This is a genomic window from Devosia sp. YIM 151766, from assembly GCF_030285925.1.
Classification (GTDB): domain Bacteria; phylum Pseudomonadota; class Alphaproteobacteria; order Rhizobiales; family Devosiaceae; genus Devosia.
The window spans coordinates 1229899-1254940 of record NZ_CP127251.1 but is presented as its reverse complement, the minus strand read 5'-3'; the positions used below and the strand labels follow the sequence as shown (position 1 = coordinate 1254940).

Here is a 25042-nt window from a genome sequence, read left to right as displayed (position 1 = left end):
GCGCCCTTCGTCTATCGGTTAGGACGGCACCCTTTCACGGTGCAGAGAGGGGTTCGATTCCCCTAGGGCGTACCACCCTCCCCCTGCTTCTGAAGTAGGCGGTCGGTAGTGTTTCAGTGTGGTATGTGCGCCCATCGTCTAGCGGTCAGGACACCGCCCTCTCACGGCGGGAACAGGGGTTCGATTCCCCTTGGGCGTACCAGCAAAAACAAGGACTTAGCTCAAGTCCCCTCCTGCCGATCAAATATCAGTGTAATATCCTGTGATGAACAGTCGCGAGCAACAGCGTCTGTTGGCGATTATCTAGAGGCCCCTCGACTGATTCCGGTGCCAAGCAGCCAATGGAATGTCCGCTCACAGGAGCAACGCTGCAGGCGCCTGCTGGCGAAAGCACCCTCTGGCCTCTCGCCGCATCAGCGCCTGTCCAGGGCGGCGCTCAAGGCCCAGCAACAGCTCTGGCGGCTCAATGCCAACCGCAACACCGGGTTCTGCGGCAGCTATTTCGGCTACGGCTTCCACGGGATGCCTGCAATCGGGTCTCGCCGTTGCAGAGGCGCGGGGCGGGGTGGCGCGGCCGTGGTCCGTCCCCCGGCAGTCAGATCGCATCGCCAGCCGGCCCGCCATGGAGACGGCGTTCTGATGCCCGGTCGGGCCTCTATCGCGGCCACGTCATCCACGCCCGCTTGCGTCCCCGGCGGCATAATTTGCGCTACCGATGCCGCGCTTCCCGAATGAGGGGACGCCAGTTATTCAGTTCGGAGATGCAACGGCCCGAAGGTCAGGTGATTTGGGCTTGACTCCCATATTTGTTACAATCAATAAGTAGGCATCATTTTTAGGATGCCTGGCGATGGGATGGCGACTGGAGAGCGATGCGGTAGCCCGCCATGGCGTTGCTCAACTGCTATTTTGGTCCGCCTTCTATTATCTGCTCCCGGCCCTGCTCCCGCATCTGGTTGAGGGTGGCGCCGATATTGGTTTGTTGTCCCCCGCCATTACCATCGCGGTGCTCGTCTGGGCCGGGCTGACCCCGCTTGCAGGGCGTCTGGTTGATCGCGGCCACGGTGTGGCGCTGATGCGTTGGGGTGGCGTCGTGGGTGCGCTGCTGCTGGTCGCCATGCAGATTGTGCCACTGGCCCTGCTCCCCATTGTGATCGCCGCGATGGGCATGGCGATGGCGGCTACTCTTTATGATCCCTGTTTTGCGATCCTGCTGCGCACGCCCCAGATCGCCGCCAGCCCCGCCATCACCAAAGTCACGCTGATCGCGGGGCTGGCCACATTGTTGACCTTTCCAATGGTCATGCTGCTCTCTGCAGTTTGGCCCTGGCAGGCGGTGGCTCTCAGCTTCGCGGCGATTGCGCTGCTAGGGGTGGTTGCCAATCCTGATCTGGGCATGGGGCGGTCGACAACAGCCCCCTCCCCACGCAGTGGCGTATCGGTGCCCGGGGTGATCGAAACGGCGCTGGTGGCTCTTCCGTTCGGACTGACCATGTTCAGCCACGCCGCCTTGCTGTTCTTGCTGCCGCTGGCATTGCTGCGGCTCGATAGCGGCAATGGCTGGGCGCTCTATCTGCCCACAGTGCTGGGGCCTGCCCAGATTGCGGGGCGTTTGCTGTGGCGGCGCTATGCGCCGGTCGATAACACCAAGGCCGCCGCCAGCGTGCTGTTCGTGCTGTTTCTATTGCCGCCGCTCTTGCTGCTTGCGCTGCAGGCCCATTGGGCCGGCGTGCTGCTCGCCTTGCTTCTGCAAGGGGGACTGTATGGGGTCCATACCGTGCTGCGTCCGCTGGTGGCGGCCACGGTGTGGCCGAGCGACACTCTGGGCCAGGCCATTGGTACCATCGCCATGATTGGTTTGCTGATGATGGCCGCAGGACCGGCGCTGGGTGGGTGGCTGTGGCAGGGCACGGGTTATGACGGGCTCATCATTACGCTGCTGGCGGTGAACGCCGCGGCCTTTGGTGGGGCACTGATTTTGCAGTTTACACCTCGGGGGGGCGCCTTATGGACCCGATCATAGTGGCTGGCGGCGCGATGACGCCGTTCAATCGGCGCAAGGATGGCTCGTCATGGCGCGACTGGGCCAGGGATGCCTTTTCTGGTGCGCTCGCCGATGCCAATTTGCAGCATCAGGACATCGATGCGCTGGTTGTTGCCACCGAAAGCGACTTCTTCGGCCTGCAACTCAACCCTGCCAGCGTGCTGGCCGATGAACTGGCCTTGTTCGGCAAGCACGCAATGCGCGTGGAGGGCGGCGGCGCTTCAGGCCAACTGGCGGTGCAGGCTGGGGCAATGCAGGTCCTTTCCGGTGCGGCTCGGCGTGTTGCCGTTCTAGGCGTCGAGACGCTGGCCTCCACTCTGCCGACGCGCGACGTTTCCATGCTGTACGGGCTTTCCTTCGATGCCTGGACCGATGGCATGACCGGCATTGAACCCACCGCGCTCTATGCGCTCTCTATCCTGGCATTCAATGCGCGCACCGGTGCAACCAGCCGCGATCTTGCAACAATCGCGGTACGCAATCGTGACAACGCCCGGCATAATGCCCTGGCCCATCTGCCGCTGGACATCACCATCGATGATGTCCTGTCCTCGCCGATGATTGCCGCACCTTACCACCGGCTCGATTGCTCCCCCCTCAGCGACGGCGCCGCCTGCATCATTCTGGCAAGAGGCGGGGACCTGCCGACGGGCGGGCGGGAGCGCGCCAGAATACTCGGCATGGGCGCGGCCAACGACCGGGTGCGGCTGGGCGAGCGCATCGATGCCGGCCATTTCGGCGCCAAGCCGTTGGCCGCATCTCGTGCCAGCGCCCAGGCCGGCGTTGCGCTCGAAAATATCGACATTGCCGAGGTCTATGACAGCTATTCCGGCGCGCAGTTGCAGGCATTGCAGGCGCTTGGTCTCAGCCAGGACGTCGTGCGCGATGAGCGCGATGGGCGCTTCCGTGTTGATGGCGGCCTGCCGGTCAATCTGTCGGGCGGGCTGCTGGGGCAAGGCGCCCCGGTCGGGGCCACCGGCGTGGCCCAAATTCTAAGCACCGCGCGCCAGCTCGAAGGGCGCTATTGGGGGCGGCAGCCATCGCGCACGCCGCGTCATGGCCTGGTCGATACCCATGGCGGCATCGCCACACTTTGCGCCGTAACCATTCTGGGGGCCCCATGAAACGCGCGCTGACGCTGCAATACACGATCCAATTTGGTGAGTTAGCGCCCTACGCGGCGGCGGTGGCGGAGGGGCGCGCCCTTGCGAGCGCCTGCCGGCATTGCGGGTTTACGGCGTTTCCGCCCCGGGTCATCTGCCCGACCTGCCAGCGCCCCGACTTTGCCTGGCAGCAACTGTCGGGCGAAGCCCGCATCCTCCACCGCACTGCCGGGAGCGAGCGGGCATTTGGACTGGCTCAGTTTACTGGAGCCGGCACGCAAACAGTAGTGCGGCTGCATGCCATTCCAGGCGGCGCGCCGACCGGGCGGCTGATCGCGCCGCGTGACGAACTCATTGGCTTGTGGCTCGGCGCGGATACGCCTGATGCCGGGAAAGGACATTGAATGCTGGACCATATGAACGCAGACGAACTGGCGAAAATCGGCCTGGAGCGTAACGCTTCGGGTCTGACCATCACCATCCCCGACGATGCCAACATCTATGCCATGACCGTGGGGGCGCAGATTGCCGCCGGCAATGGGCCGCGCATCGCCATGATATTCGAGCAGGACGATGGCGTCGCCCGCTGGACTTTTGACCAGATCGACCAATATTCCACCGCACTGGCCGCGTATTTGCGGGGGCTGGGTCTGGGGCGCGGCAGCCTGGTTGGCCTGCATACTGGAAACCGCCCCGAGACCGCCATCGCGCATATGGCCATCTGCAAGATCGGCGGCACCGCCGTGACGCTGTCGCAGCTCTATGGACCGGATGCATTGGCCCACGCCCTCAATCACAGCGAAGCCTCTTGCCTGTTGACCATCGAACAGGCCTGGGCGCCTCTTCGCCATGAGGCGACGCAGCGCTTCCCCCATCTCAGGCAGGTGCTGGTGGCCGGCTCGACGGGGCCGGAAGCCGATCTCGCGGACATTCTCGCGGCCGCGCCACCGAGCGATTTTGTTCCCGAACTGACCGGCGCCGACGACCCTGCCCTGCTGATGTACACCTCGGGCTCTACCGGCATGCCCAAAGGCATCCTGCATGGCCATCGCGTGCTGGCAGCCTATCGTCCCTCGATCAACCTCTTCTTCAACCTCACGCTCGATGACGGGGATGCGGTGTTCTATTCGCCCTCCGACTGGGCCTGGGTGGGCGGGCTGCTGGATATGTTGTTCCCGGCCTGGCTGGCGGGGCGCCCGGTGGTGACATCGGAAGCGCGCTTCAAGGCCGAGTGGGCCTATGGATTTATGGCGCGCCACAAGGTCACCCACACTTTCCTGCCGCCGACCGCCATCAAGCGGCTGGCCGACGTGGACAATCCGCGCGGGCAATATGATCTGTCCCTGCGGGTGATTTGCACCGGTGGCGAGGCTCTCGCTGCTGAAACGCTGACCTGGGTCGAGCGCGAACTGGGCGCGGTCTGCAATGAATTTTACGGCATGACCGAGGTCAATCATCTGATCGGCAATTGCGCAGCGCTCTATCCGCGCCGGCCGGGCTCGATGGGAGTGGCCTATCCGGGGCACGATGTACGGCTGGTTGACGAAAACGGTGTCGAAGTCGAGCGTGGCTGCGAAGGCGAAATCGTCACGCGCATGGAGGCCCCGACGCGCTATCTTGGCTACCTCAACAATGCCGAGAAGGAAGCCGAACTGCGGCTGGGCGACTGGATGCGGACCTATGATCTGGCCGTGCGCGATGAAGATGGCTATTTCTGGTACAAGGGCCGCAGCGACGATCTAATCAAATCCTCCGGCTTCCGAATCGGACCAGCCGAAATCGAGGAATGCCTGATCGCCCATCCGGCAATTGCCGAGGCGGCGGTGATCGGCAAGCCCGACAAGGATCGCGGCAGCGTGGTTAAGGCCTTCGTGCAGCTGGCAAAGGGCTTCACCCCTTCCGATGCGCTGACCGAACAATTGCGCGAGCATGTGAAGAGTCGCCTGGCCCCCTACAAGGCACCGCGCGAGATCGCCTATGTCGAGGGCTTTGCCATGACATCGTCGGGAAAGATCAACCGCAAAGCGCTCCGATTGGCCGAAATCGCCGACCAAGAGCATTGACGCATCCAATTAGTACATACTAATATGTATGCATCAATTTGTGAGGGAGGACGCCATGAAGTTCGGCATCCACGCCGGCCTTTGGCAGCGCGCCTGGAGCGATGATCCTGCCCCTATCATGCGCCAGGCGGCCGAGCTTGGTTTTGATGGGGTGGAACTGTCCCTGCTCGGGGTCCGGCCAGAGGATGCAGCGGCGCATGCTGCCTTGGCGCGCGACCTCGGCCTGAGCCTGACCTGCTCCACCGGCCTGGGGCGCGGCGAAGATCCGGGCGCGGCTGACGCCGCGCAGCGGAAGGCCGCGGAAACGGCGCTTGTAGCGGCAATCTGGACCGCTGCGGCCATGGGCGCGCGCAATCTGTCCGGCGTCGTAGCCAGTCCCTGGGGCTATTTCGAGCCGTTGGAAAAGGCTGACCGCGCCAGGCGCGCCGCCGAAACGCTGGCGCGGCTTGATCCGGTGCTGCGCGATGAGGGTGTGGTGCTGGGCATCGAGGCGCTGAACCGCTTCGAATCCGACCTGACCAATACGGCTGCCGAAACGCGGGCCATCGCCCTGGACACGGGAAGCCCCCATATCGGCGTGCTGCTCGACACCTTTCACATGAACATCGAAGAAAAATCGCCGCCGCAGGCCATCGCTGCGACCGGCTCGGCGCTGGTGCATTTCCACATTTCGGAAAACGACCGTGGCGTGCCGGGCTCCGGCCAGCATGATTTTGCCGCCGATGCTCAGGCGCTGAAGCAGATCGGCTATCGCGGCTGGGTGGTGGCCGAAATGTTCGTCACTGCCGGCCATGCGGCCAGCGCCGATGTGAACATCTGGCGCAACATCGAATCCGATCCCACCGAGGCCGCACGGGCCACGCTGTCGTTCATGCGAAGGACTTTTGCCCAATGAGTGTGACCCAGGACTATTTTTCCCGGCTGCTGGCCGTCATCGGAACGCGCAAGGACGAGTTGAACGCGCTGGATGCCGCGCTGGGTGATGGCGATCACGGCACCACCATGCTGCGGGGCCTCACCAGGGCGGCCGCTGCCGCGCCGGGACTGGGCGCAAAAGCGTTCATGAGGGCCTCCGGCGGTGCAGCCGGCACGCTGTTTGGTCTCGTCCTGGTGGCGATTGAGCGCCATCTGGGCGATGGCGCCGATCTGGCGACTGAATTGCAGCTGGCAGAAACCCGAATTCGTGAGCTCGGTCAGGTGACATTGGGCGACAAGAGCATGGTCGACGCCCTCGCCCCTGCCGTGGCGGCGCTTGGCGCTGGCGGCAACCTCACCGACGCAGTCGCTGCTGCCGCAAGGGGTTGCCTTGCCACGCAGGCGCTGGAGGCCCGGCGCGGTCGTGCCCAATATGTCGAGAACAAGGGGCTCGGCCATCAGGATCCGGGCGCCACGTCCATCGTAATCTTGTTCGAAGTTCTTCGTGAAATTCAGGAAAATCAATGACCAAGCTCTTCAACTCACAGGAGACCATGGTCGACGACATGGTGGATGGCTTCGTCACGGCCTATCCCCAGGTCATGCGCGGCCAGAACGATCCCCGCATCGTCGTGCGCAGCACGGCACGTAAGAATCCGGATCAGAAGGTCACTGTGCTGATCGGCAATGGCTCCGGCCATGAGCCCATAGCCATGGGCTTTGTTGGGCAGGGGCTGCTCGACGCAAATGTGGTGGGCGATGTGTTTGCCGCGCCGTCTGCCGATCTCATTCTCGATGGCATCCGCGAAGTGAATGGGGCGGCCGGCACGCTGCTGCTGATTTCCCAGCATTCCGGCGACGTCATCAATGGCCGCGCCGCCATCATGCTGGCGGAGGATGAAAAGCTCAACGCCAAGGCGTTGTTAATGTATGACGATGTCGCCTCGGCGCCCCCCGAGCGGCGGCAGGATCGCCGTGGCGCCCCCGGCACCATGTTCATTTACAAGATCCTTGGCGCCGCGGCCGAACTGGGGCTGGACCTCGATGGTCTGATCGCCTTGGGCGAAAACGTGCGCGACCGCACGGTCAGCCTCTCGGCCGCTATTTCGCCGGGCGTCTCGCCGCTGACCGGCAAGCCGATGTTCAGCCTGCCCGAGGGCGAGATCTTTATCGGCATGGGCGTGCATGGCGAGCCCGGCGCCGGCCGCATGCCGCACGGTCCGGTCGACAAGCTCGTTGAAGTCATCGTTGAAAAACTGCTGCTGGATCGCCCGATCGCCACAGGTGGGCGGGCCGCGGTCATCATCAACGGCATGGGGGGCACCACCATGATGGAGTTGCTGACCATCTGGCGGGAAACCCGCCTGGCCCTGTCGCGGCGCGGCATTACTGCCATTGCGCCGATGATTGGCAGCTTTGTCACCACCCAGGAAATGGGCGGCTTCTCGATCTCCCTGCTGGAGCCCACCCAGCAGATGCTGGACTATTGGTGCGCGCCATCGGACAGCCCTGCCTTCCCAAAAATCTCACTTCTGACCCAGGAGGCAGTGTCGTGATCCCCGCTCCCTTTTCTGCGCACGAACTCATTCGCGGCGTGGCTGTCGACCAGGGCAGCGGCCTTGCTGCCGCCATTGCGGCGGCGCGCGGGGCCGCTGCCCGCGATGACGACCTGCATGTCTTCAAGCGCATCGTGGTGGAAACCGTCAGCCCGCTGGCGACGACCCTGCTGGTCGATTCCAGCCATGGCCCCGGGCTGATCGGCAAGATGGCGAAATCCTGCATTCCGATGCTGGCCTTCGAGGCCGACGTCTATCATATCGCCGACGAAGACCGCATCACGCGGCTGCCCGACGATCTGCAGATCGAGCAGTTTCCGCAGCTGGGCGCGCCGGTACTGAAGTTCTTTCTATATTATGGTCCCAATGACCCAGCCGAGCTGAACCAGCGTAAATTCGATCTGGTGCGCTCGATCGGCGAGCGCTGCCGGGCGCATGGCACGACCTTCCTGTTCGAGCCGATCGTTTATGATCGCGCTATTGCCGATGGCAATTCGACTGAGTTCGCTCGGCTGAAGCCGACGCTGGTGCGCCGCGCGGTCGAGGATTTTGTCGACCCCAGCTACAAGATCGATATCCTCAAGATCGAAATCCCGGTCACGCTGGATTTTGTCGAAGGCTTTGGCGCGCCGGTGTTGAGCCGGAGCGAGGCCGAGGCAGCAGTGGTCGATGTGGCCACTGCCGCCGGCGATATGCCCTACCTCTATCTGAGTGCCGGGGTGACCTTCGAGCGCTTCATCGACGGGCTGTCCTTCTGCAAGGCTGCCTCGGGCACTGCCGCCGGCTTCATGTGCGGCCGGGCATTGTGGAGCGATGCCGTCGGCATTTTTGGAGCCGGAGGCGCCGGGGAGATGGAACGCTGGATGCTGACCACGGGGCGTGAGCGTCTGGCGCGCATGGCCGAGGCCATCGCATGAGCATGATCGAATTCCTGCCTGAAGTAGCCGATTTCCTGAATGCGGTTCAGGGCCTGCGAATCGATGGCCAGCGCGTGGCTGCGCCCGAGACCATCGCGGTCATCAATCCGTCCACCGAGGCGGAAATCGCACGGGTCGCCAGCGCTGATGCTGCCCATGTCGATATGGCTGTTGCCGCAGCCCGCCAGGCCCTGTCGGGGCCGTGGGGCACCATGTCCGGCCATGACCGCGGCGTGCTGCTCTGGCGTCTGGCCGACGCCATCGAGGCAAGGAAAGACATCTTCGGCCAGCTCGACGCACTCGACAATGGCAAGCCCTTTTACAAGGCGCGCGATGTCGACGCCGTCTATTCGGCCCGCCATTTCCGCTATTTCGCCGGCTGGGCTAGCAAGATCGAGGGGCGCACCATTCCAGTATCGGAGCCGGGACGCTTCAACTATACCAGCGTCGAGCCGGTCGGCGTTTGCGGCCTGATCACGCCATGGAACTACCCTACGCTGATGGTTGCCTGGAAGCTGGCGCCCGCGCTGGCGGCCGGCAATACCATCGTGCTCAAGCCCGCCGAACAGACCCCGCTCAGTGCGTTGTATCTAGCCGATCTGGCACTGGAGATCGGCTTTCCGCCTGGCGTGCTCAATGTGGTGCCCGGCCTCGGGGGAACCGCCGGTGCGGCGCTGGCGGCGCACAAGGGCGTCGACAAAATCGGTTTCACCGGCTCGACCGAAACCGGCCGTCGCATCGTCGCGGCCTCCACCGGCAACCTCAAAAAGGTCTCGCTGGAACTGGGCGGCAAAGCGGCCAATATCATCTTCCCCGACGCCGACCTGGCGAGCGCAACCGACGGCGCATTCTGGGCGCTGTTCGGCAATAACGGTCAGTCCTGCACCGCAGGCGCGCGGCTTTTCGTGCATGCCTCGATCCGCGAACAGGTGCTCGCCGGACTGATCCAACGCGCCAATGCGCTTTCGGTCGGGCCGGGCATGGCTCGTGCAGCGCATGATCTGGGGCCGATTATTTCGCAGCCGCAGATGGATAAGGTGTTGTCCTACGTGGCCCAGGGAGAGGCAGAAGGCGCCCGGCGTGTGGCCGGTGGACACCGTCTCGATCAGCCGGGCTACTTCGTGGCGCCGACCATTCTCGATGGTGTCAGCGATGCGATGGCGGTCGCCCGCGAAGAGATTTTTGGACCGGTGCTGGCGGTGCTGTCCTTCGAGGACGAGAGCGAAGTGCTGGCCCGTGCCAATGCCACCGAATTCGGTCTGGCGGCGGGCCTGTGGACCAATGATCTGTCGCGCGCTCATCGCATGGCCGCGCGGCTGCAGGCCGGCACCATCTGGATCAACACCTGGGGCGACACCGATGCGGCCTCCCCCTTCGGGGGCATGAAGCAAAGCGGCTATGGCCGCGAAATGGGACAGGAAGCCATCGCGCTCTATTCGCAAACCAAGAGCGTCTGGCTCGGGATCAAGGAATCTGATTTGATCTAATCAATTTGTTTCTATTGAACGGGTGATCGGATGGACAGCAAAGCTCTACCCAAATACCAGGCCGTGCATGACGAGGTGTTGAACCGGCTGGAAGCTGGCATGTATTCGGTCGGCACGCGATTGCCGACCGAAGATGCGCTGGCCAAGGCGTTCGACGTCAGCCGGGTGACCGTGCGCAAGGCGCTCGATATGCTGGTGCAGACCGGCTATGTCACGGCCCGGCAGGGTAGCGGCTATGTGGTCTCGACGCTGTCGCCGCCCTCCACGACCTGCCTGGTCTCCTTCACCGATCAGGTGATCCGCGAAGGGCGGATGCCGGGAGCAAAATTGCTGGGCATCGAAGCGCCAGCCAAAATGCTGCCGCCCGATGTTGCAGCCTTGTTTGACGGCGACGTCACGCTCATCCGCCGCCTGCGTACCGTGGATGGCAAGCCGGTGATGCTGGTGCGCACCTGGGTGCCGAGCCATCTGGTTGCCGGCATCAACGCCGCCGACCTTCCCGAAAGCGGTCAGGATCAGTCCATTCTGCGCATTTTGGTGCGCCGCTTCAAAATGCAGTGGTCGCGGGCCTGCGAGGTTATCAGCTCGCTCATTGCCGATGCTGAAGTGGCCGAACTGCTGGCCGTACAGCCCAACACCCCCATTCTGTCACAGGCCTGCACGGCCTTTGATGAGCAACAAAAGCCGGTCTTTTACGACCAAGTCTATCGGCAGTCGCCGATCACCTACAATCTCGACAAGGCGGCGCCCAATCGCTCCGCCGGTCAAACGGCAGGATAAGTATAGAATGACCTTCACCATCGGCCTGATCACAGCGTCGCTGCCTACCTATTTCCCGGATCAGCATGGCGTATACGATCAGGCTGTGGCGGGGTTGGAGCAGCTGGCAAGGGCCGAGAATGCGCGCTTGGTGGTGGCGCCGACGGTTCCCATGGATGCCCGGCAGGCTCGGGACACGATGGCATATTTGCAGGCCGAAGGGGCCGATTTCGTGCTGCTGCTGCATGGCGGTTTCACCATGGGCGACGTGGCGCGCGCGCTAGCGGCCTACGACATGCCCCTGGGCTTCTGGGCGACCCCCGAACCGGTGCATGAAGGCGATATCCAGCTCAACAATTTCGTGTCGCTCAATATGAGCATGTCGATTGCGCGCGGCGTGCGCGATGTCGAACGCCATCCTGTGCGGTGGTATTTCGGCGCGCCTGACAGCCCTGCCCTGGTGGCGGAATTGCGCGAGACTATTCGTGCGCTGACCATGCGCAAAGCGCTGCGCGGCGCACGAATTGGTGTCGTCGGCGGGCTGGCGCCTACCTTCTACAACATGGCCGTGCGCGAGGACGAATTGTTCAGCCGGCTCGGCGTGGAAGTAGAGCAGATCGACATGCATCTGCTGACCCGGGCGATGGCCGCATTCGCCGACGATGCGGTCGCCGAGGAATGCGCTGCGATGGCGACGGCGGCGGCGGTCGATGGCGTGTCAGACGAGCACATGGCGCTGAGCGCCCGCATGGTTCTGGCGCTGCGCAGCCTAGCGGCCTCTGGTGATTATGATGCCCTGGCCGTGTCGGACTGGCCAGCGCTGCAACAGGATCCCGGCTTTTATCCGGGTGCGGCATTCAGCTGGCTGGAGGAGCGAGACCGGATGCCCGTTGCTTCCGAAGGCGATGTCATGGGCGCGGTGACGCAACTGGTCGCCAAGACGCTGACCGGCAAGGTGGGGTGCCTGCTTGACATGACTTCGCCGCAACTGGCCGAGGACCGGATACTGATGTGGCATGGCGGTGGCGGGCCGCTCTATCTGGCCGACGGCCCGGCGCGCTGGATCAATCATCCCATGATGGGTCGCGGCTCGGCTGAGGGGCCCGTATTCGGCGCCATTGCGGACTATCGTTTTGCGCCCGGCCCGGTGACTATCCTGCGGGTGGGGGGCAGCGGCTCCAGCCAGTTTGCCTTTGAAGCCCAGGTGGTCGCCGCACCTGAATCGGGCTTCTCCGGCTGCCGCGGCTGGGTCGCCAATTTTGTCGCGGATGGACAGTCGCGCAGTGCCGGCGACATTGTCGGCGCGGTGCTCGGTCACGGTGTCGAGCATCACTTCATCCTGATCCCGGGCCACTGGCAGCAGACACTGAACGAATTCGCCAGCTGGGCCAATCTCGCCCCGCTGGAGATTGTCCCGCGTGGCGGCAGTTTCGCTCGACCCAACCTCTAAATCTGCGTTTTGAGTTGACAGGGTCAAACCTTCAGCATTAATTTGTACTATCGAATTGGATGCAACCAATTCGTCGTTATTGGAGGGCGCGCGTGACCGAAGTTCGGCTCAAGGCGATTCGCAAACAGTTCGGCGGCTTCACGGCAATCGAAACCATTGACCTCGACATCCAATCCGGTGAGTTGGTGGCTCTGCTGGGGCCGTCGGGCTGTGGCAAGACCACGACGCTCCGCATGATTGCCGGACTCGAGACGCCCAGCGCAGGCGAGGTTCTGTTCGACGGCAGGGACGTGTCCGATGTTGCCGTGCAGAAGCGCAATGTTGGCATGGTGTTCCAACGCTACGCGCTGTTTCCCCACATGACGGTCGAGCGCAACGTCACTTTCGGCCTGGATGTGCGCAAGCTGCCGCGCAAGGAAATCAACGAGCGCCTCGAAGAGATTCTTGAGGTCGTTCAGCTCACCCAGTTCCGCAAGCGTTTCCCGGCCCAGCTCTCGGGCGGGCAGATGCAGCGCGTCGCCATCGCCCGCACCCTGATCACCAAGCCGTCCGTGCTGATGATGGATGAGCCGCTGGCGAACCTCGACACCAAGCTGCGCGGCGAGATGCGTCGCTTCATCCGCGAGCTGCAGCAGCGTCTCGGCATCACCACCATCTTTGTGACCCACGACCAGGTGGAGGCAATGGAACTGGCGGACCGTGTCGCGGTCATTTTTAATGGGCGTCTGGCGCAATACGGGCCGCCGCAGGAGCTGTATCAGCAGCCCAGTTCCACCGATGTCGCCGATTTCATGGGCGCCAGCAATATCTATTCAGCCAAGCTCACCGCCGCTGATCGCGCCGAGACATCGTTCGGTAACATCGCCATCGCGCCGCAACCCGGTCTGACTGTGGGTGCTGCGGTGCATGTGATGCTGCGCAGTGAGGGAATTGATCTGTTCCCTCAGAGCGAAGCGCCCAAGGACATTCGAAACCCCATCAGCGGTCAGATTACGGCGCGCGAGTTCTTTGGGGCTTCGGTGCAGTACGTGGTGGCAGTTGGTGGCGCTGAAATTGCCGTCGCCGAACAGTCGCGGCGGCTGCTGGACGTCGGTCAGTCAGTTGTTCTCTCGGTCCAGCCGGAACGAGTGTGGACGATCGCCCGCTAGCCGGGCGAACGAGATTTCAAGTTTTTCACGAGGAGGAAAACCAAAATGCATAAACTAGTCCTAGGTGTTTCAATCGCTGCGCTGCTGGCCGTCGGGGCTGTGCAGGCCCAGGATCAGTCGGCCGCCGAGTTCCGTGACAGCTTCATCGCTGGCACAGTTGACTGGAACGCCGTCTCCACCCGCGCCAAGACTGAGGGCAAGGTCAACCTCTACTACTATGGTGGCAACGACCCGCTCAACGTCTGGATGGACAGCATCGTTACCCCGGCCATGGCCGAGTTGGGTGTCACCCTTAATCCGGTGCGCATCACCGGCACTAAGGACGCCGTGGATCTCGTTCTTGCCGAACTGGGTGCCGGTAAGACTATTGGCGAAGGCAGCGTCGACGCCATCTGGCTGAACGGCGAGAACTTCTCCACGCTGAAGAGGCAGGACGCCCTGTTTGGCGCCTTTGCGCCACTGCTGCCCAATGCCAAGAACATCGAGTGGAATCCCGAGGATCCCCGCTCACTTCTCAATCTACGCGACTTCGGTGTGCTCACGGATGGAGCCGAGATGCCGTGGTCGGGCGAGCAATATGTCTGCGCAGTCAATACTGATCGCGTGGCTGCCGAGCAGGTGCCGCACACCTTCGAGGAATTGCAGACCTATCTGACGGCAAATCCGGGCAAGTTCATTTACGTCAAGCCGCCTCACTATATCGGCAACACCTTCGTCCAGCAGGCCATCTACGCACACAACCCCGATGGTACCGGCGCAACTCCATTCCAGCAATCCCTCGATGAGCTTGGTGCAGCGGAACTGGCTCGCCTGATTACTCCGGGCCTGGAATATCTCAAGGCTATTGAACCGCTGCTGCTGGGCGGGCAGAGTGGTTCGCCGCGCTATCCGGAGGATCAAGCTGCTCTTGATGGCTTGTTCCTCAACGGCGAGATAAACTTCAACTGCAAGTTCGGTCTTTATGCCGTGGCCACCGGTCTGGCACAGGGCACCTATCCCGAGGGGGCGCAGGAGTTTATTTTCCCCGAAGGGAACATGATCAAGAACAAGAACTACATCGCCATTCCGGCCAATGCCCCCAATCCGGCAGCGGCCTTGGTGCTGGCGGACTACATGACCACGGTCCCGGCTCAAGTCACCAAGCTGCAGATCACCGGCATGCCGGCAGGTATTGATCCGTGGCTGCTGAGCGACGAAGACGCGGCGGCGCTGGCGGCGGCCTCTCCGGGCCACACTGGCGTCACCGGCGAGGAACTGGACGCCAATATCGCGCCCGACACCAACGCCACACTGGTCGACGTCATCGAAGCCACCTGGCTTGAATATATCGAGCGCCGCAGCACCGACTCGATTGAAGCCATCGTTGCCCGCGCTGCGGAAAACCTGAGCAAGTAGGTTGTCCATCGGGTGGCCCGGCAATCGCCGGGCCCCTCCTCCCACATTGTCCCGGATTGTCTGATATGGCGCGCTCTTCCGACAGTGCACTCAAGGAAAGGCTGTGGCTTTGGCTACAACTCTCCCCGGTGCTGCTCATTCTCACCGTGCTGTTCGGTGGTGCACTCGTCCTGGCCGTCGTGCAGTCGCTCGGCTTTGCGCCGTGGTTCGGCGTCAACAGCTTTCCGGACTTCCAGTATTTCGGCGCACTTTGGGGCTCGTCGTCGTTTTGGGCGTCGCTGTGGCTGACGCTATACTATGCCACGGTTTCGACGTTGATCGCCCTGGTCATGGGCATTGCCCTAGCTCTGGCGCTGGTGCGCACATTTCCCGGCAAGCAGCTCTATAAATACATCTACAAGCTGCCGCTGATGATCCCTTATACGGTCGGCATCGCCTTGGCGGTGATCATGCTGGGCAATGGCGGGATGATTTCGCGCCTGGCCGCATTTTTCGGCCTTATCAGCGATCCTTCCCAGTTTCCGCAAATCCTCAAGACCCATGCCGGGTGGGGCATCATCGCAGTTTATGTCTGGAAGCAGATCCCCTTCATCACCTTGTCGATCTATGCGGTGATGCTCGGCGTGGGCCGGGAGACAGAAGAGGCCGCCGCCATCTTGGGTGCCAATCGCTGGCAGATCCTGTTTAAGGTGACCTTGCCGCAGATCATGCCCGGCGTGGTGTCATCGACGCTTATCTGCTTTGCCTTCAATGTCGGTGCCTTCGAAGCCCCCTTCATCCTGGGCGGCGGCTTCCCCGATACGCTGCCGGTCGTCGCCTGGCGCTTTTTCAACGATGCCGACTACACCCTGCAGCTTCAGGGCATGGCCACGGTGGTCTCCATCGGGCTGGTCGCTGGCGTGATCCTGTTTTGCTACCTCGCCATTTATCGGCGCTTCGAACGTCGGATCGGGAGGAACTGATGGCATCCAAGGCTTCCAACACTGCAGCGAGCACTCGGCTTTCGCCTTTCCAGATAGCCTATCTGCTGCTGATCGCCGGCTTCATCATCGGGCCGTTTCTGCCGCTGATCATCCAGAGCCTGGCCTTTCGCTGGGCGTGGCCGGATCTGCTGCCCGGCACCTGGTGGATGGAGCAGCGCGCCAAATCGCCCTTGCCCCTGGCCTGGGACTATGTGCTTTCGCCCTATAGCCGCATCTGGGAGGCAACCCTCAATACAGTGCTGATCGGCTCCATCGTCACCGTCATCTGCCTCGCCATCTGTTTGCCCGCCGCCCGCGTGCTGGCGCGGCAGAAGTTTCGCGGCAAGTCGGGATTTGAGTTTTTCCTGTCGCTGCCGCTCATCGTGCCCGAGGCGGCCATCGGCATCGCCCTGCTGATGATCTTCATCCGCCTGGGCATTGCCGGGAGCTATACGGGCGTCATCATCGCCCACCTCATCCCGACCATCCCCTACATGATCCGCATGCTGACGGCGGTCTATCAGGGGCTGGGCAAGGATTTTGAAGAACAGGCCATGATCTTGGGCGCCAGCCGGTGGCAGGTGCTGCGCCTGGTAACGCTCCCCATGCTGCTGCCGGGTGTGGTGGCGGGCGCATTGTTCACCTTTCTGGTCTCCACCAACATATTCCTGCTCACCTTCTTTTTGGGCCAGGGCAAGATCATCACCCTGCCGACCCTGCTCTTTTCCAAGATTTCGGGCGGCACGCTGGACGCTTCTGCAGCCGGTATCACGCTGGTGGTCACGCTGCCCGGGATCATTCTGCTCATCATCTCCGAGCGCTTCATCAAGGAAGAAGCGTTTGGCAAGGGCTTCGGCAATTAGGAGTTTTTCATGTCAGATCACGCCACGCTTGCTCGCTTCCCCCAGCTCTCCGCCGAACTCTACCAGAGCCGCCTGGCCCATCCGGGGCACGGCGCGCGGGTCATTATCGATACCGATACCGCCAATGAGATTGATGACCAATATGCGCTGGCCTGGGCGTTGCTGTCGCCGGAGCGCATGCGCCTTGAGGGCGTCACGGCGGTGCCGTTTTCGTTTGCGCATCACCGCGACGGCCTGATCCGGTCGGTCCAAATTCTCAAGCAGGGCGGCCCAGCCAATCCCGAAGAAAAAAACTTCATGGGTGGGCTGGCCGGCTGGGCGCAGCGCATGGTCGATACCGGCCGCGACCCGGCTAAAACCCTGTTCACCCTGCCCGCGGAAGGAGTCGAGCTGTCCTATCAGGAAATCCTGCGTGTCTTTGAGAAATGCGGGGTGAATCCGGAAGGCAAGGTATTCCGGGGTTCGGCCGGCTATCTGGAGTCGCTCGATACGCCGCTCGATACGCCGGCAGCGCGCTTCATCATCGACCGCGCCCGGCGTCGGGACGAAGGGCCGGTCTATGTGCTGGCCATGGGTGCGCTGACCAATCTCGCCTCGGCGCTGCTGCTGGCGCCTGATATCATCGACAATCTGGTCGTGGTCTGGACGGCGGGCTTCCCCAGCTATGCCCCCTTCTCCAATCTGCCATCGCTCAATCTGGTTCAGGACAAGCTGGCTTCCCGGCTGCTGTTTGATTGCGGGGTGCCGCACATCTACCTGCCCGGCTATCACGTCGGCGCGCAACTCAAGCTGTCGCTGCCGGAAATGGAGGCCTTTGTGAAAGGCCAAGGCGCCATCGGTGACTATCTGCATCACCTTTACACCCACAATCCGCTGCATGAGATGTTCGCCATCACCGGCGCCGAATCCAAGACCTGGGTGATCTGGGACATGATCAACGTCGCCTGGCTGCTGGACCCCACTTATGTGTCCACCTTCGCCACCACCTCGCCCCGGCTGGATGAGGGGCTGTACTGGCGGCAGGATGCCACGCGCCATCCCATGATTGAAGCCTATGATCTGAACCGCGACGCAATTTTTGAAGATTTCTACGCCTGCCTGGCAAGCCAGGACAGCAAGCAGGCTTAGAACCTGTCAGGGAAAAGCGGGTACCGGCTTTTGTGGCGCGGAAACGCGACTAAACATCCACTTGGGTCTTTTCGGTGTTTCGACTTAACACTGAAATGACCTAGCCCGGAGTGAGGGCGGCAAGGTGGCGTTCTATCTCCGACACCTTGTGTCGCACCAGATCACTGGTCAGTTCAGCCTTTAACACGTTGCGCGTCGACGTGCCCAGGAGCGGCCTCAGCACGCCCAGCGCCCGCGGTGGCGCCACGATAATGACATGGCGGCTGCCGTGGTTCTCGGCCATTTTTCCAGCAAAACCGCTATGTCCTGAAGAAAGCTCGCCTCCTCCGGGGAATGAAGATCTTTCTCCCCTGCCCCGCTGCGCGCGGTGCTGTGACTTTCGTAGACCCTGGCGGGCCTCTCCTCGCCAAGCTGTCGCGTCGTACTCTTAGGCGCATGCCTATGCCTTGCCGGCTATGCCGTCTGTACGGTCAAAATGGAGCGCGCTCCACTGGCACAGGCATGCCGCCGGAGGCCATGACAATTCGACTGATGCGCATATTCGACTCCTTGGCGCGAGGTACGCCAAGGCTGCGATATAGGCATGAACAAAAAAGAGAACAAAAATCACATTGGTCAGGCCAGCCGACTGTCCTGCAGGTCTCGCATCGCTACATATGATGTGACCGACGAACGCATCGTGATCTGCGGGTCAGCGTCGGTCGCGGATTCAGTTTTCCTGACCTCCTCGACATGATCCCGTGCCAGCTTTTCGGCGCGTGCAAAACTTAGCTTCCCTTCTTTCATAACGTCGTCCGCCGGTCCGATTTCAGCTTGACGATATCCAGCGCCATGACGCCAGCGTGAGATGGACCCCGGCATCGATTTGGCGCCAGTGTTCCCTCAACCAATCTGCCCCGTGCAGCCGGGGTGGTGATCGCAGTTCAGTGAGGGTTTTGGCCACCTCAGACTCCAAACAGTCAAATATCAGTAAAATATACAGCCCTGCACAACGGCGCACGGCGTAGCACAAATTTCCTTTCATCTATTGATATATAACTAATTTTCTTGTGAATGCCAATGAAGACATCAAGCCATTTTTCAGCCCTCTCACGGCGGGAACAGGGTTCGATTCCCCTTGGGCGTACCATTCAACTTTCCCTGTATTCAATACATTGCGCCGCTGCTCCGTGTCCGGGCGGGCGGGCATGGTCAATGCAGGGTCGTCGGCGGGATGGTGGCGCCGAGGGCGCTGACGCAATAAATCTGGTTGGTGGCGCGTTCGACCAGGCCGAGATTGAGCAATTGTTCGCCCAGATCGGCAGGAAGCGAGCAAGGGCCGTCCTGGCAGAGAATGGCGAGTGCCTGTCTTTGGGCGAGAGTCAGTCCGGTCCAGATGAGATTCATTGCAGCCTCCCTATGCCTGTGGAAACGCGAAAGAATTCCGGAGGTTCCGGGAAAATCGGCTGGCGCTCCTATGGAGGATGGGTGGGGTCTTTTTTCTTGGATCGTCACAGAGCCCTCGCGTCAAGCGCGAGGGTGACGAGGGGGTGTTTTTTAGACGCGGGGGGATTTTGGGCGCGCGGGTGACGAGAGGGGGCGGCTTGCTATGGCTCCCCGCCGGAAAAGAAAGGAAACGGAGTTTCCTGCGGTCGCGGGAATGACCTTGTGGGGAAAGCTGGCTGACGGGCGAGGCCGCCGGATGTGCAGAAACCGCAGCACCCCCACCCCGGCCTTCCCCTCAAGGGGGAGGGGGCGAAGGGGCTCACGTCCTGAGGCAGACTCTCGAAGTGCCCGATATAGGCACTGCCCCTCAAGGGGGTGCTGAGGGGCGGGTTTAGGCGTCGGTTTTTTCTATGTGGTGCCGGCCGATGGGGACGATCATGGGGGTATTGGAGACCGGATCGACCATGATCCTTGAGGTCATGCCGAAGACGTCCTTGACCACGCGTTCGGTGACGACGTCCACCGGGCGGCCTTCGGCGACGATCTCGCCGGCTTTCATGGCGACGATGTGATCGGCGTAGCGGCAGGCGAGATTGAGGTCGTGCAGCACCACGACCACGGTGCGGCCGCTGTTTCTCACCAGGTCGGTCAGCAGATCCAGCACTTCGACCTGATGGTTGATGTCGAGGAAGGTGGTGGGCTCGTCGAGCAGCAGCAGATCGGTTTCCTGCGCCAGGGCCATGGCGATCCAGACGCGCTGGCGCTGGCCGCCGGACAATTCGTCCACCGGGCGCTCGGCCAGTTCGAGCGTGTCGGTGGCCATTAGCGCCTGGGCGACGGCTTCGTCGTCCTGTGGGGTCCAGCGGCGGAACCAGCCCTGATGCGGATAGCGGCCGCGGCCGACCAGATCGGTGACGGTGATGGCGTCGGGGGCGATGGGGCTTTGCGGCAGCACGCCGAGAATGGCGGCGACTTCGCGGGTCGGCATCTGGTGGATGGGCTTGCCGTCGAGATAGACGGCGCCGCGCGTCGGGGTTAGCAGCCGCGCCAGGCCGCGCAACAGGGTGGACTTGCCGCAGGCATTGGCGCCGACAATGACGGTGAGCTTGCCGGCGGGCAAGGTGAGATCGAGCGCCGAGACGATCCGGCGTTCGCCGTATCCGAGATCGAGGCCGGCAGCGAGCAATTGGTGACTGGCGGACATGGGTTCAATGCGCTCCGATCAGTTGACGCGGCCGGACCGGCCCGAGGCCATCAACAGCCATAGCAGGAACAGCGCGCCGCAGGCACCGGTGACGACGCCGACCGGCAATTGGGTGGCGGGCAGCAGGTGCTGGGCGACGAGGTCCGATACCAGCATGACCAGCGACCCGACCAGGGCGGCTTGTGGAAAGCCCCGCCCTGCCCCCTTGAGCAGCGCGCGCGCCAGGGGGCCGGAGACGAAGGCGACGAAACCGACCGGGCCGACGACCGAGGTGGCGAAGGCGGCAAAGCCCACGGCGACCAGCATCAGGCCGAGGCGGGTGAATTCGACCCGGGCGCCGAGCGAGCGGGCGGTGTCATCGCCCAATTCCATGGCATCGAGGCTGCGCAGCAGCGTCACCATCAACGGCACCAAAACGGCCAAGGCCAGGCCGAGAACCAGAATGTCGCCCGGACGCGCCGCGTTGAGGCTGCCGACGAGCCAGCCCATGGCCTGTTGCACATCGTTGAGGCGGGCGCGGGTGAAGAGATAGGAAATCACCGCAGCAAGCATGGCGGCCATGCCGATACCGATCAGCACGACACGATAGGCGGTGACGCCGTTGCGCCAGGCGAGCAGGTAAATGGCCAGAGCGGTGAGCACCGCGCCGCCAAAGGCGCCGAGGGACACGGCCAGACCGGTCCAGCCCAGGATGATGATGCAGAACACCGCCGCGGCGCTGGCGCCATGGGCGATGCCGATAATATCGGGGCTGGCCAAGGGGTTACGCAAAAGTGTTTGGAAAATGATTCCGGCCCAGGCAAAGGCAGCGCCGGACAGGACGGCGAGAATGGCGCGCGGCAGCCGCACTTGCAGGACGATGAAATCGACGCCGCGATCGGTCAGCCCGGTAAAGGGCGACAGGAGCGAGCGGATCACCCCGTCCACTGGCACCGGATAATCGCCAAGGTTCAGCGCCAGCGCGAAAGCGACGAGCAGCGCCGCAAGCAGGCCGACGGAGACGGTGCGCCGGCGGCTGGCCGCGCGGGCGCGGGTGGCGACAATGCGGCCGGTATCCAGGGCGAGGGTCATAGCGCGGCCAGCTTGCGGCGCCGGACCAGCGCGATGAAGAAAGGCGCGCCGATAAAGGCGGTGACGATGCCGACCTGGACTTCGCCGGGCGGGGAAACGACGCGGCCGATCACATCGGCGCCGAGCAGCAGGATCGGAGCCATCAGCATGGAATAGGGCAGGATCCAGCGATAGGAGGGGCCGGTCACGGCGCGGGCGACATGGGGCACGGTGAGGCCGATAAAGGCGATGGGCCCGGCAGCGGCAGTGCCGGCGCCGGCGAGGATGACGGCGGCGAGGCCGGCCAGGCCGCGCGACAGGCCGATGCGCTGGCCCAGGGCCCTGGCCACGTCGTCGCCCATGGACAGACCATCCAGCAGGCGGGCGGTGGCCAAGGCGAGAACGATGCCCAGCCCGAGAAAGGGCGCGACCTGAAGGAGGATATCGATGGAGCGGCCGGCAAGCGAGCCGACCTGCCAGAAACGCACTTCATCGAGAGTGCGCGGGCTGGTGAGCAGGATGGCATTGATGATCGATTGCAGCACGGCGGTGATGGCGGCGCCGGCCAAGGCGAGCTTGACGGGGGTGGCGCCTTCGCGGCCGAGCGCGGCGACCGAATAGACCACCAGCATGGCGGCGCCGGAGCCGACAAAGGCCAGCCAGACATAGGCGGAGAGCTGGGTCATGCCGAAAAAGGCGACGCCGAGCACCACGGCCAGGGCCGCGCCGGCATTGATGCCGAGAATGGAGGGATCGGCGAGCGGATTGCGAGTAGCGCCCTGCAAGACGGCGCCGGCCAGGCCAAGGGCGCTGCCGACCAGCAGACCCACCAGCGTACGCGGCAGGCGCAGGTCCCAGATGATGCGGTGCTCGGTGATGCCGGCATCGAAGGCGGTGAGCGCCTGCCAGACCAGGTCATAGGGAATGGGGCGCGCGCCAATGGCGAGCGAGAGGGCGGCAATGGCGCCCAGGCCGAAGGCGAGCATGAGCAGTCCGAGCGAGAGCCGGGCTGCCTTGTGCGCGCGATGGGAAACCGGAGCCGCCATTGCCGGCGCGATCAGGGCGCGACGTCGGGATCGGCAGCGTCGATCGCCGCGGTCAGCTCTTCGAGAGCCTTGGCGAAGGCATGGCTGTTGCGAATCCAGAAGGCCGGCCAATCGGCGACCTGGCCGGCGGCGGCGGCGGGATTGAGCGTCCAGGTGGGCTGGGCGAGAGCGGCCTGCAAGGTGGAGGCGGAGCGATTGTCGACCAGGATCAGGTCCGCCGGGTATTTATCGGCATTTTCCCAAGAGACGGTCTCGAAATAATTATTGCCGGTGGCGTCGACGCCTTCGGGCGACACCAGATCGAGGCCCCAGGACTGGAGATCGAGCAATTCGGCGGCGCCGGCCGGATCGGCCACATAGAGCGCGTCGGAGCCGGCATAGACGGCCAGGACGGTCAGACCCGGCTTGGCGGCGACGGCCGCCTTGAAGGCGTCGCGGGCGGCGTCGAAATTCGCCCGGTCGGCGGCGATGTCGGCCTGGGTGAGATCGGCGCCGAGGCGCTCGGCCAGCACTTCGTAATCCTCGATCATGCCGACGATGGAATCGGTGGCGGCAATGCCGGTAATGGGAGCGATCCGGGTCAGAAGGGCCGTCAGATCCTGGCCGCCAGACCAGGCTTCGTTGCGGTCCCACCACTCGCCGACGATCAGATCGGGCTGGAGGGCGGCGACCTTTTCGATGTCGACCTCCGACCAGGTCTGGCCGACAATCTCGATACCGGTGAGGTCGAGGCCTTCAAGGGCCTTGGCGTCGGCCACGGCGCTATCGGCGAAGATGCCGACGGGACGGATGCCAAGGGGGATCAGGCCGGCAGCGGCGTCCTGGTGGGCGACGATGCGCGCGGGCATCGCGTCCAGGGTCACGGTCTGGCCGTCGGCGCCGGTAAAGCTCCAGCTTTCAGCAAAAGCCGGCAGGGCCGTGGCAGCGAGAAGGGAGAGGGTGAGGGCGCAGATGCGGAACATGGCTTTTACCATCCGGTTCGGGTGGCCGTTCCCTAAACCCCGTAAGATGAGCGGTCAAGTCATGTTATAGAATATGGGGCGCGGCCGGGACGGCGGATGGCAAGTCGAATCCGTCGCCCCCCCTCGCCCCCTGCTCCCTCATGGGAGGGGCGGAATGCTATGCCGGCCGGCGATATTGATAGATGCCGACATCGATGGTGCCTTCGGTGAAGCCGGCCTCGCAATAGGAGAGGTAATATACCCATTTGCGCTTGAAATGCTCGTCATAGCCCAGCGGGGCGATCATCGGCCAGCGCTCGAGGAAGCGTTCGCGCCACAGCCGCAGGGTACGGGCATAGGACAGGCCGAAGGTTTCGACCTTTTCGAGCGCGAGACCATAGCGCTCGCCAAATTCCCGCATCACCTTCTTGGTGAGCAGCATGCCGCCCGGAAAGATGTAGCGCTGGATGAAATCGGGGCCGGAGCGATAGTGCTCGAAATCGTCTTCCTGAATGGTGATGGCCTGAATGGCGGCGGTGCCGCCGGGCTTCAACCTGTCATGGAGGGTCTGGAAATAGCTGGGCCAATTGTCCTCGCCCACCGCCTCGATCATCTCGATGGAGCCGATATGATCGAACTGGCCTTCGGTGTGCCGATAATCCTCGAAGACGAGAGTGGCATATCGATCGAGGCCCTGGCGCTTGAGACGTTCAAGCCCGAATTTGAGCTGTTCGGCGGACAGGGTGATGCCGCGCAGCTTGGCCTTGTAATCGCGGGCGACGGTCTCGGCGAAACCGCCCCAGCCACAGCCGATTTCCAGCACCGACGAGCCTTCGGTGACGCCGGCCATATCGGCGACGCGCCGATATTTGGCCAATTGCGCTTCCTCCAGGCTCTGGTCGCCTGAGGTGAATACGGCCGAGGAATAGGTCATCGAAGGATCGAGCCATTGCCCATAGAAGTCGTTTCCGAGATCGTAATGCTCGGCAATGTTCTTCTTCGAGCCTTCCAGAGTGTTGCGGCGCGAGACGTGGAAATGCAGGTCCGACGCCGCCTTGTGGAAGAAGCCCTTATTGGCATTGTCGAACATGTCCTGGTTCTGCAGGAAAAACCGGAACAGCGCCGTCAGATCGTCGACGTCGATATCGCCATTCATATAGGCGGCGGAAAATCCCACCGTGCCGCGCTTCATGGCCTCGGCGATGACCTGGAAATTGTTGAGGCGCAACGTGGCGTGCTCGCCGCTATTGCCATGGCCCACCGTGCGGGTGCGGCCGTTCGGAAAAACAACCGTCAGCGAGCCATGGGCCGGCCGGCCAATCAGCCGCATGCCGATGGCCTCGACAAGCCATGAGGTAAAATGCGTCCATAGGGAAACGCCGGATTCAGTATGGTCTACGGCAGTTTTGGTCATTGCGCCGCCTGGTCCAATTATCGCGTTAACGCGGCGACGGGCCTCATGCTGTCGCCAAATCTACAGCGTCAGGGGCATTGCGGGCCGGGCGAGGCACCCCTCCCAATGACGCCGTACCAATAGTTTAGCGGCCACATTCTCAGATGCAAGCGGCAGTTCATATGAGCTGGGT

23 protein-coding genes and 2 tRNA genes are annotated in these 25042 nt (G+C 63.0%); 18 read left to right on the top strand and 7 right to left on the bottom strand.

Features of this window, described 5'->3' with window-relative positions; all coding sequences use genetic code 11:
- The 18 genes from O9Z70_RS05995 to O9Z70_RS05905 all read left to right on the top strand — a co-directional run bounded on the left by O9Z70_RS05995 (position 1) and on the right by O9Z70_RS05905 (position 17790).
- Positions 1–75, top strand: a tRNA-Glu gene (locus O9Z70_RS05995).
- Positions 76–127: 52 nt separating this feature from the next.
- Positions 128–202: transfer RNA gene (locus O9Z70_RS05990), tRNA-Glu, on the top strand.
- Positions 203–850: 648 nt separating this feature from the next.
- Entirely contained in the window at positions 851–2023 is a 1173-nt protein-coding gene (locus O9Z70_RS05980) for an MFS transporter (protein WP_286021563.1), read from the top strand.
- On the top strand, positions 2008–3168 hold the full coding sequence (locus O9Z70_RS05975) for a thiolase family protein (protein WP_286021562.1): 1161 nt from the start codon (positions 2008–2010) through the stop codon (positions 3166–3168). Before O9Z70_RS05980 ends, O9Z70_RS05975 begins: the two co-directional genes overlap by 16 nt.
- Positions 3165–3551: a Zn-ribbon domain-containing OB-fold protein gene (locus O9Z70_RS05970; protein ID WP_286021561.1), complete on the top strand. Its 387-nt coding sequence runs from the start codon at positions 3165–3167 to the stop codon at positions 3549–3551. Before O9Z70_RS05975 ends, O9Z70_RS05970 begins: the two co-directional genes overlap by 4 nt.
- Positions 3552–5210 carry an AMP-binding protein gene (locus tag O9Z70_RS05965; protein ID WP_286021560.1) on the top strand — a complete coding sequence of 553 codons (1659 nt, stop codon included), beginning with the start codon at positions 3552–3554 and terminating at the stop codon, positions 5208–5210.
- A 55-nt stretch (positions 5211–5265) separates the two neighbouring features.
- The gene (locus O9Z70_RS05960; protein WP_286021559.1) at positions 5266–6105 is read left to right on the top strand and encodes a sugar phosphate isomerase/epimerase family protein; all 840 of its coding nucleotides are present in this window, start codon (positions 5266–5268) and stop codon (positions 6103–6105) included.
- Positions 6102–6653: a DAK2 domain-containing protein gene (locus O9Z70_RS05955; RefSeq protein WP_286021558.1), complete on the top strand. Its 552-nt coding sequence runs from the start codon at positions 6102–6104 to the stop codon at positions 6651–6653. The genes O9Z70_RS05960 and O9Z70_RS05955 overlap by 4 nt, the downstream gene beginning before the upstream one ends.
- Complete coding sequence (locus tag O9Z70_RS05950; protein WP_286021557.1) at positions 6650–7681, top strand: dihydroxyacetone kinase subunit DhaK; 1032 nt, start codon at positions 6650–6652, stop codon at positions 7679–7681. Before O9Z70_RS05955 ends, O9Z70_RS05950 begins: the two co-directional genes overlap by 4 nt.
- The gene (locus O9Z70_RS05945; protein ID WP_286021556.1) at positions 7678–8598 is read left to right on the top strand and encodes a tagatose 1,6-diphosphate aldolase; all 921 of its coding nucleotides are present in this window, start codon (positions 7678–7680) and stop codon (positions 8596–8598) included. Before O9Z70_RS05950 ends, O9Z70_RS05945 begins: the two co-directional genes overlap by 4 nt.
- Positions 8595–10085, top strand: a complete 1491-nt coding sequence (locus O9Z70_RS05940) for an aldehyde dehydrogenase family protein (RefSeq protein ID WP_286021555.1) — start codon at positions 8595–8597, stop codon at positions 10083–10085. Before O9Z70_RS05945 ends, O9Z70_RS05940 begins: the two co-directional genes overlap by 4 nt.
- Positions 10086–10115: 30 nt before the next feature.
- Positions 10116–10865: a GntR family transcriptional regulator gene (locus O9Z70_RS05935; protein ID WP_286021554.1), complete on the top strand. Its 750-nt coding sequence runs from the start codon at positions 10116–10118 to the stop codon at positions 10863–10865.
- 7 nt (positions 10866–10872) lie between these two features.
- Positions 10873–12294 (top strand): L-fucose/L-arabinose isomerase family protein, encoded by a 1422-nt coding sequence (locus O9Z70_RS05930; protein ID WP_286021553.1) that lies wholly within the window; start codon positions 10873–10875, stop codon positions 12292–12294.
- A gap of 92 nt (positions 12295–12386) precedes the next feature.
- The gene (locus O9Z70_RS05925; RefSeq protein ID WP_286021552.1) at positions 12387–13442 is read left to right on the top strand and encodes an ABC transporter ATP-binding protein; all 1056 of its coding nucleotides are present in this window, start codon (positions 12387–12389) and stop codon (positions 13440–13442) included.
- Positions 13443–13487: 45 nt separating this feature from the next.
- Positions 13488–14837, top strand: a complete 1350-nt coding sequence (locus O9Z70_RS05920) for an ABC transporter substrate-binding protein (RefSeq protein WP_286021551.1) — start codon at positions 13488–13490, stop codon at positions 14835–14837.
- Between the two features lie 65 nt (positions 14838–14902).
- On the top strand, positions 14903–15799 hold the full coding sequence (locus O9Z70_RS05915) for an ABC transporter permease (RefSeq protein ID WP_286021550.1): 897 nt from the start codon (positions 14903–14905) through the stop codon (positions 15797–15799).
- Positions 15799–16662: an ABC transporter permease gene (locus tag O9Z70_RS05910; protein ID WP_286021549.1), complete on the top strand. Its 864-nt coding sequence runs from the start codon at positions 15799–15801 to the stop codon at positions 16660–16662. Before O9Z70_RS05915 ends, O9Z70_RS05910 begins: the two co-directional genes overlap by 1 nt.
- Positions 16663–16671: 9 nt before the next feature.
- A complete protein-coding gene (locus O9Z70_RS05905; protein ID WP_286021548.1) occupies positions 16672–17790 on the top strand; it encodes a nucleoside hydrolase in 1119 nt (372 codons plus the stop codon).
- A gap of 100 nt (positions 17791–17890) precedes the next feature.
- Here O9Z70_RS05905 and O9Z70_RS05900 read toward each other — a convergent pair whose 3' ends face one another.
- The 7 genes from O9Z70_RS05900 to O9Z70_RS05870 all read right to left on the bottom strand — a co-directional run bounded on the left by O9Z70_RS05900 (position 17891) and on the right by O9Z70_RS05870 (position 24870).
- Complete coding sequence (locus tag O9Z70_RS05900) at positions 17891–18073, bottom strand: host attachment protein (protein ID WP_286021547.1); 183 nt, start codon at positions 18071–18073, stop codon at positions 17891–17893.
- Positions 18074–18981: 908 nt separating this feature from the next.
- Positions 18982–19176, bottom strand: coding sequence for a hypothetical protein (locus O9Z70_RS05895; RefSeq protein WP_286021546.1), 195 nt, complete (start codon positions 19174–19176; stop codon positions 18982–18984).
- A 430-nt stretch (positions 19177–19606) separates the two neighbouring features.
- Positions 19607–20419 carry an ABC transporter ATP-binding protein gene (locus O9Z70_RS05890; RefSeq protein WP_286021545.1) on the bottom strand — a complete coding sequence of 271 codons (813 nt, stop codon included), beginning with the start codon at positions 20417–20419 and terminating at the stop codon, positions 19607–19609.
- Positions 20420–20437: 18 nt separating this feature from the next.
- A complete protein-coding gene (locus O9Z70_RS05885; protein ID WP_286021544.1) occupies positions 20438–21490 on the bottom strand; it encodes a FecCD family ABC transporter permease in 1053 nt (350 codons plus the stop codon).
- Entirely contained in the window at positions 21487–22455 is a 969-nt protein-coding gene (locus O9Z70_RS05880) for a FecCD family ABC transporter permease (RefSeq protein ID WP_286021543.1), read from the bottom strand. Before O9Z70_RS05880 ends, O9Z70_RS05885 begins: the two co-directional genes overlap by 4 nt.
- A gap of 71 nt (positions 22456–22526) precedes the next feature.
- Positions 22527–23477, bottom strand: a complete 951-nt coding sequence (locus O9Z70_RS05875; protein ID WP_286021542.1) for an ABC transporter substrate-binding protein — start codon at positions 23475–23477, stop codon at positions 22527–22529.
- Positions 23478–23634: 157 nt separating this feature from the next.
- Entirely contained in the window at positions 23635–24870 is a 1236-nt protein-coding gene (locus O9Z70_RS05870) for an SAM-dependent methyltransferase (protein ID WP_286021541.1), read from the bottom strand.
- Between the last annotated feature and the right edge of the window lie 172 nt (positions 24871–25042).

Excerpts from the sequence above, each read along its gene's own strand:
- O9Z70_RS05980 (WP_286021563.1), top strand. The coding sequence starts at position 851 with ATGGGATGGCGACTGGAGAGCGATGCGGTAGCCCGCCATGGCGTTGCT.
- O9Z70_RS05975 (WP_286021562.1), top strand. The coding sequence starts at position 2,008 with ATGGACCCGATCATAGTGGCTGGCGGCGCGATGACGCCGTTCAATCGG.
- O9Z70_RS05970 (WP_286021561.1), top strand. The coding sequence starts at position 3,165 with ATGAAACGCGCGCTGACGCTGCAATACACGATCCAATTTGGTGAGTTA.
- O9Z70_RS05965 (WP_286021560.1), top strand. The coding sequence starts at position 3,552 with ATGCTGGACCATATGAACGCAGACGAACTGGCGAAAATCGGCCTGGAG.
- O9Z70_RS05960 (WP_286021559.1), top strand. The coding sequence starts at position 5,266 with ATGAAGTTCGGCATCCACGCCGGCCTTTGGCAGCGCGCCTGGAGCGAT.
- O9Z70_RS05955 (WP_286021558.1), top strand. The coding sequence starts at position 6,102 with ATGAGTGTGACCCAGGACTATTTTTCCCGGCTGCTGGCCGTCATCGGA.
- O9Z70_RS05950 (WP_286021557.1), top strand. The coding sequence starts at position 6,650 with ATGACCAAGCTCTTCAACTCACAGGAGACCATGGTCGACGACATGGTG.
- O9Z70_RS05940 (WP_286021555.1), top strand. The coding sequence starts at position 8,595 with ATGAGCATGATCGAATTCCTGCCTGAAGTAGCCGATTTCCTGAATGCG.
- O9Z70_RS05935 (WP_286021554.1), top strand. The coding sequence starts at position 10,116 with ATGGACAGCAAAGCTCTACCCAAATACCAGGCCGTGCATGACGAGGTG.
- O9Z70_RS05930 (WP_286021553.1), top strand. The coding sequence starts at position 10,873 with ATGACCTTCACCATCGGCCTGATCACAGCGTCGCTGCCTACCTATTTC.
- O9Z70_RS05920 (WP_286021551.1), top strand. The coding sequence starts at position 13,488 with ATGCATAAACTAGTCCTAGGTGTTTCAATCGCTGCGCTGCTGGCCGTC.
- O9Z70_RS05915 (WP_286021550.1), top strand. The coding sequence starts at position 14,903 with ATGGCGCGCTCTTCCGACAGTGCACTCAAGGAAAGGCTGTGGCTTTGG.
- O9Z70_RS05910 (WP_286021549.1), top strand. The coding sequence starts at position 15,799 with ATGGCATCCAAGGCTTCCAACACTGCAGCGAGCACTCGGCTTTCGCCT.
- O9Z70_RS05905 (WP_286021548.1), top strand. The coding sequence starts at position 16,672 with ATGTCAGATCACGCCACGCTTGCTCGCTTCCCCCAGCTCTCCGCCGAA.
- O9Z70_RS05900 (WP_286021547.1), bottom strand. The coding sequence starts at position 18,073 with ATGGCCGAGAACCACGGCAGCCGCCATGTCATTATCGTGGCGCCACCG.
- O9Z70_RS05895 (WP_286021546.1), bottom strand. The coding sequence starts at position 19,176 with ATGAATCTCATCTGGACCGGACTGACTCTCGCCCAAAGACAGGCACTC.
- O9Z70_RS05890 (WP_286021545.1), bottom strand. The coding sequence starts at position 20,419 with ATGTCCGCCAGTCACCAATTGCTCGCTGCCGGCCTCGATCTCGGATAC.
- O9Z70_RS05885 (WP_286021544.1), bottom strand. The coding sequence starts at position 21,490 with ATGACCCTCGCCCTGGATACCGGCCGCATTGTCGCCACCCGCGCCCGC.
- O9Z70_RS05880 (WP_286021543.1), bottom strand. The coding sequence starts at position 22,455 with ATGCTCGCCTTCGGCCTGGGCGCCATTGCCGCCCTCTCGCTCGCCATT.
- O9Z70_RS05875 (WP_286021542.1), bottom strand. The coding sequence starts at position 23,477 with ATGTTCCGCATCTGCGCCCTCACCCTCTCCCTTCTCGCTGCCACGGCC.
- O9Z70_RS05870 (WP_286021541.1), bottom strand. The coding sequence starts at position 24,870 with ATGACCAAAACTGCCGTAGACCATACTGAATCCGGCGTTTCCCTATGG.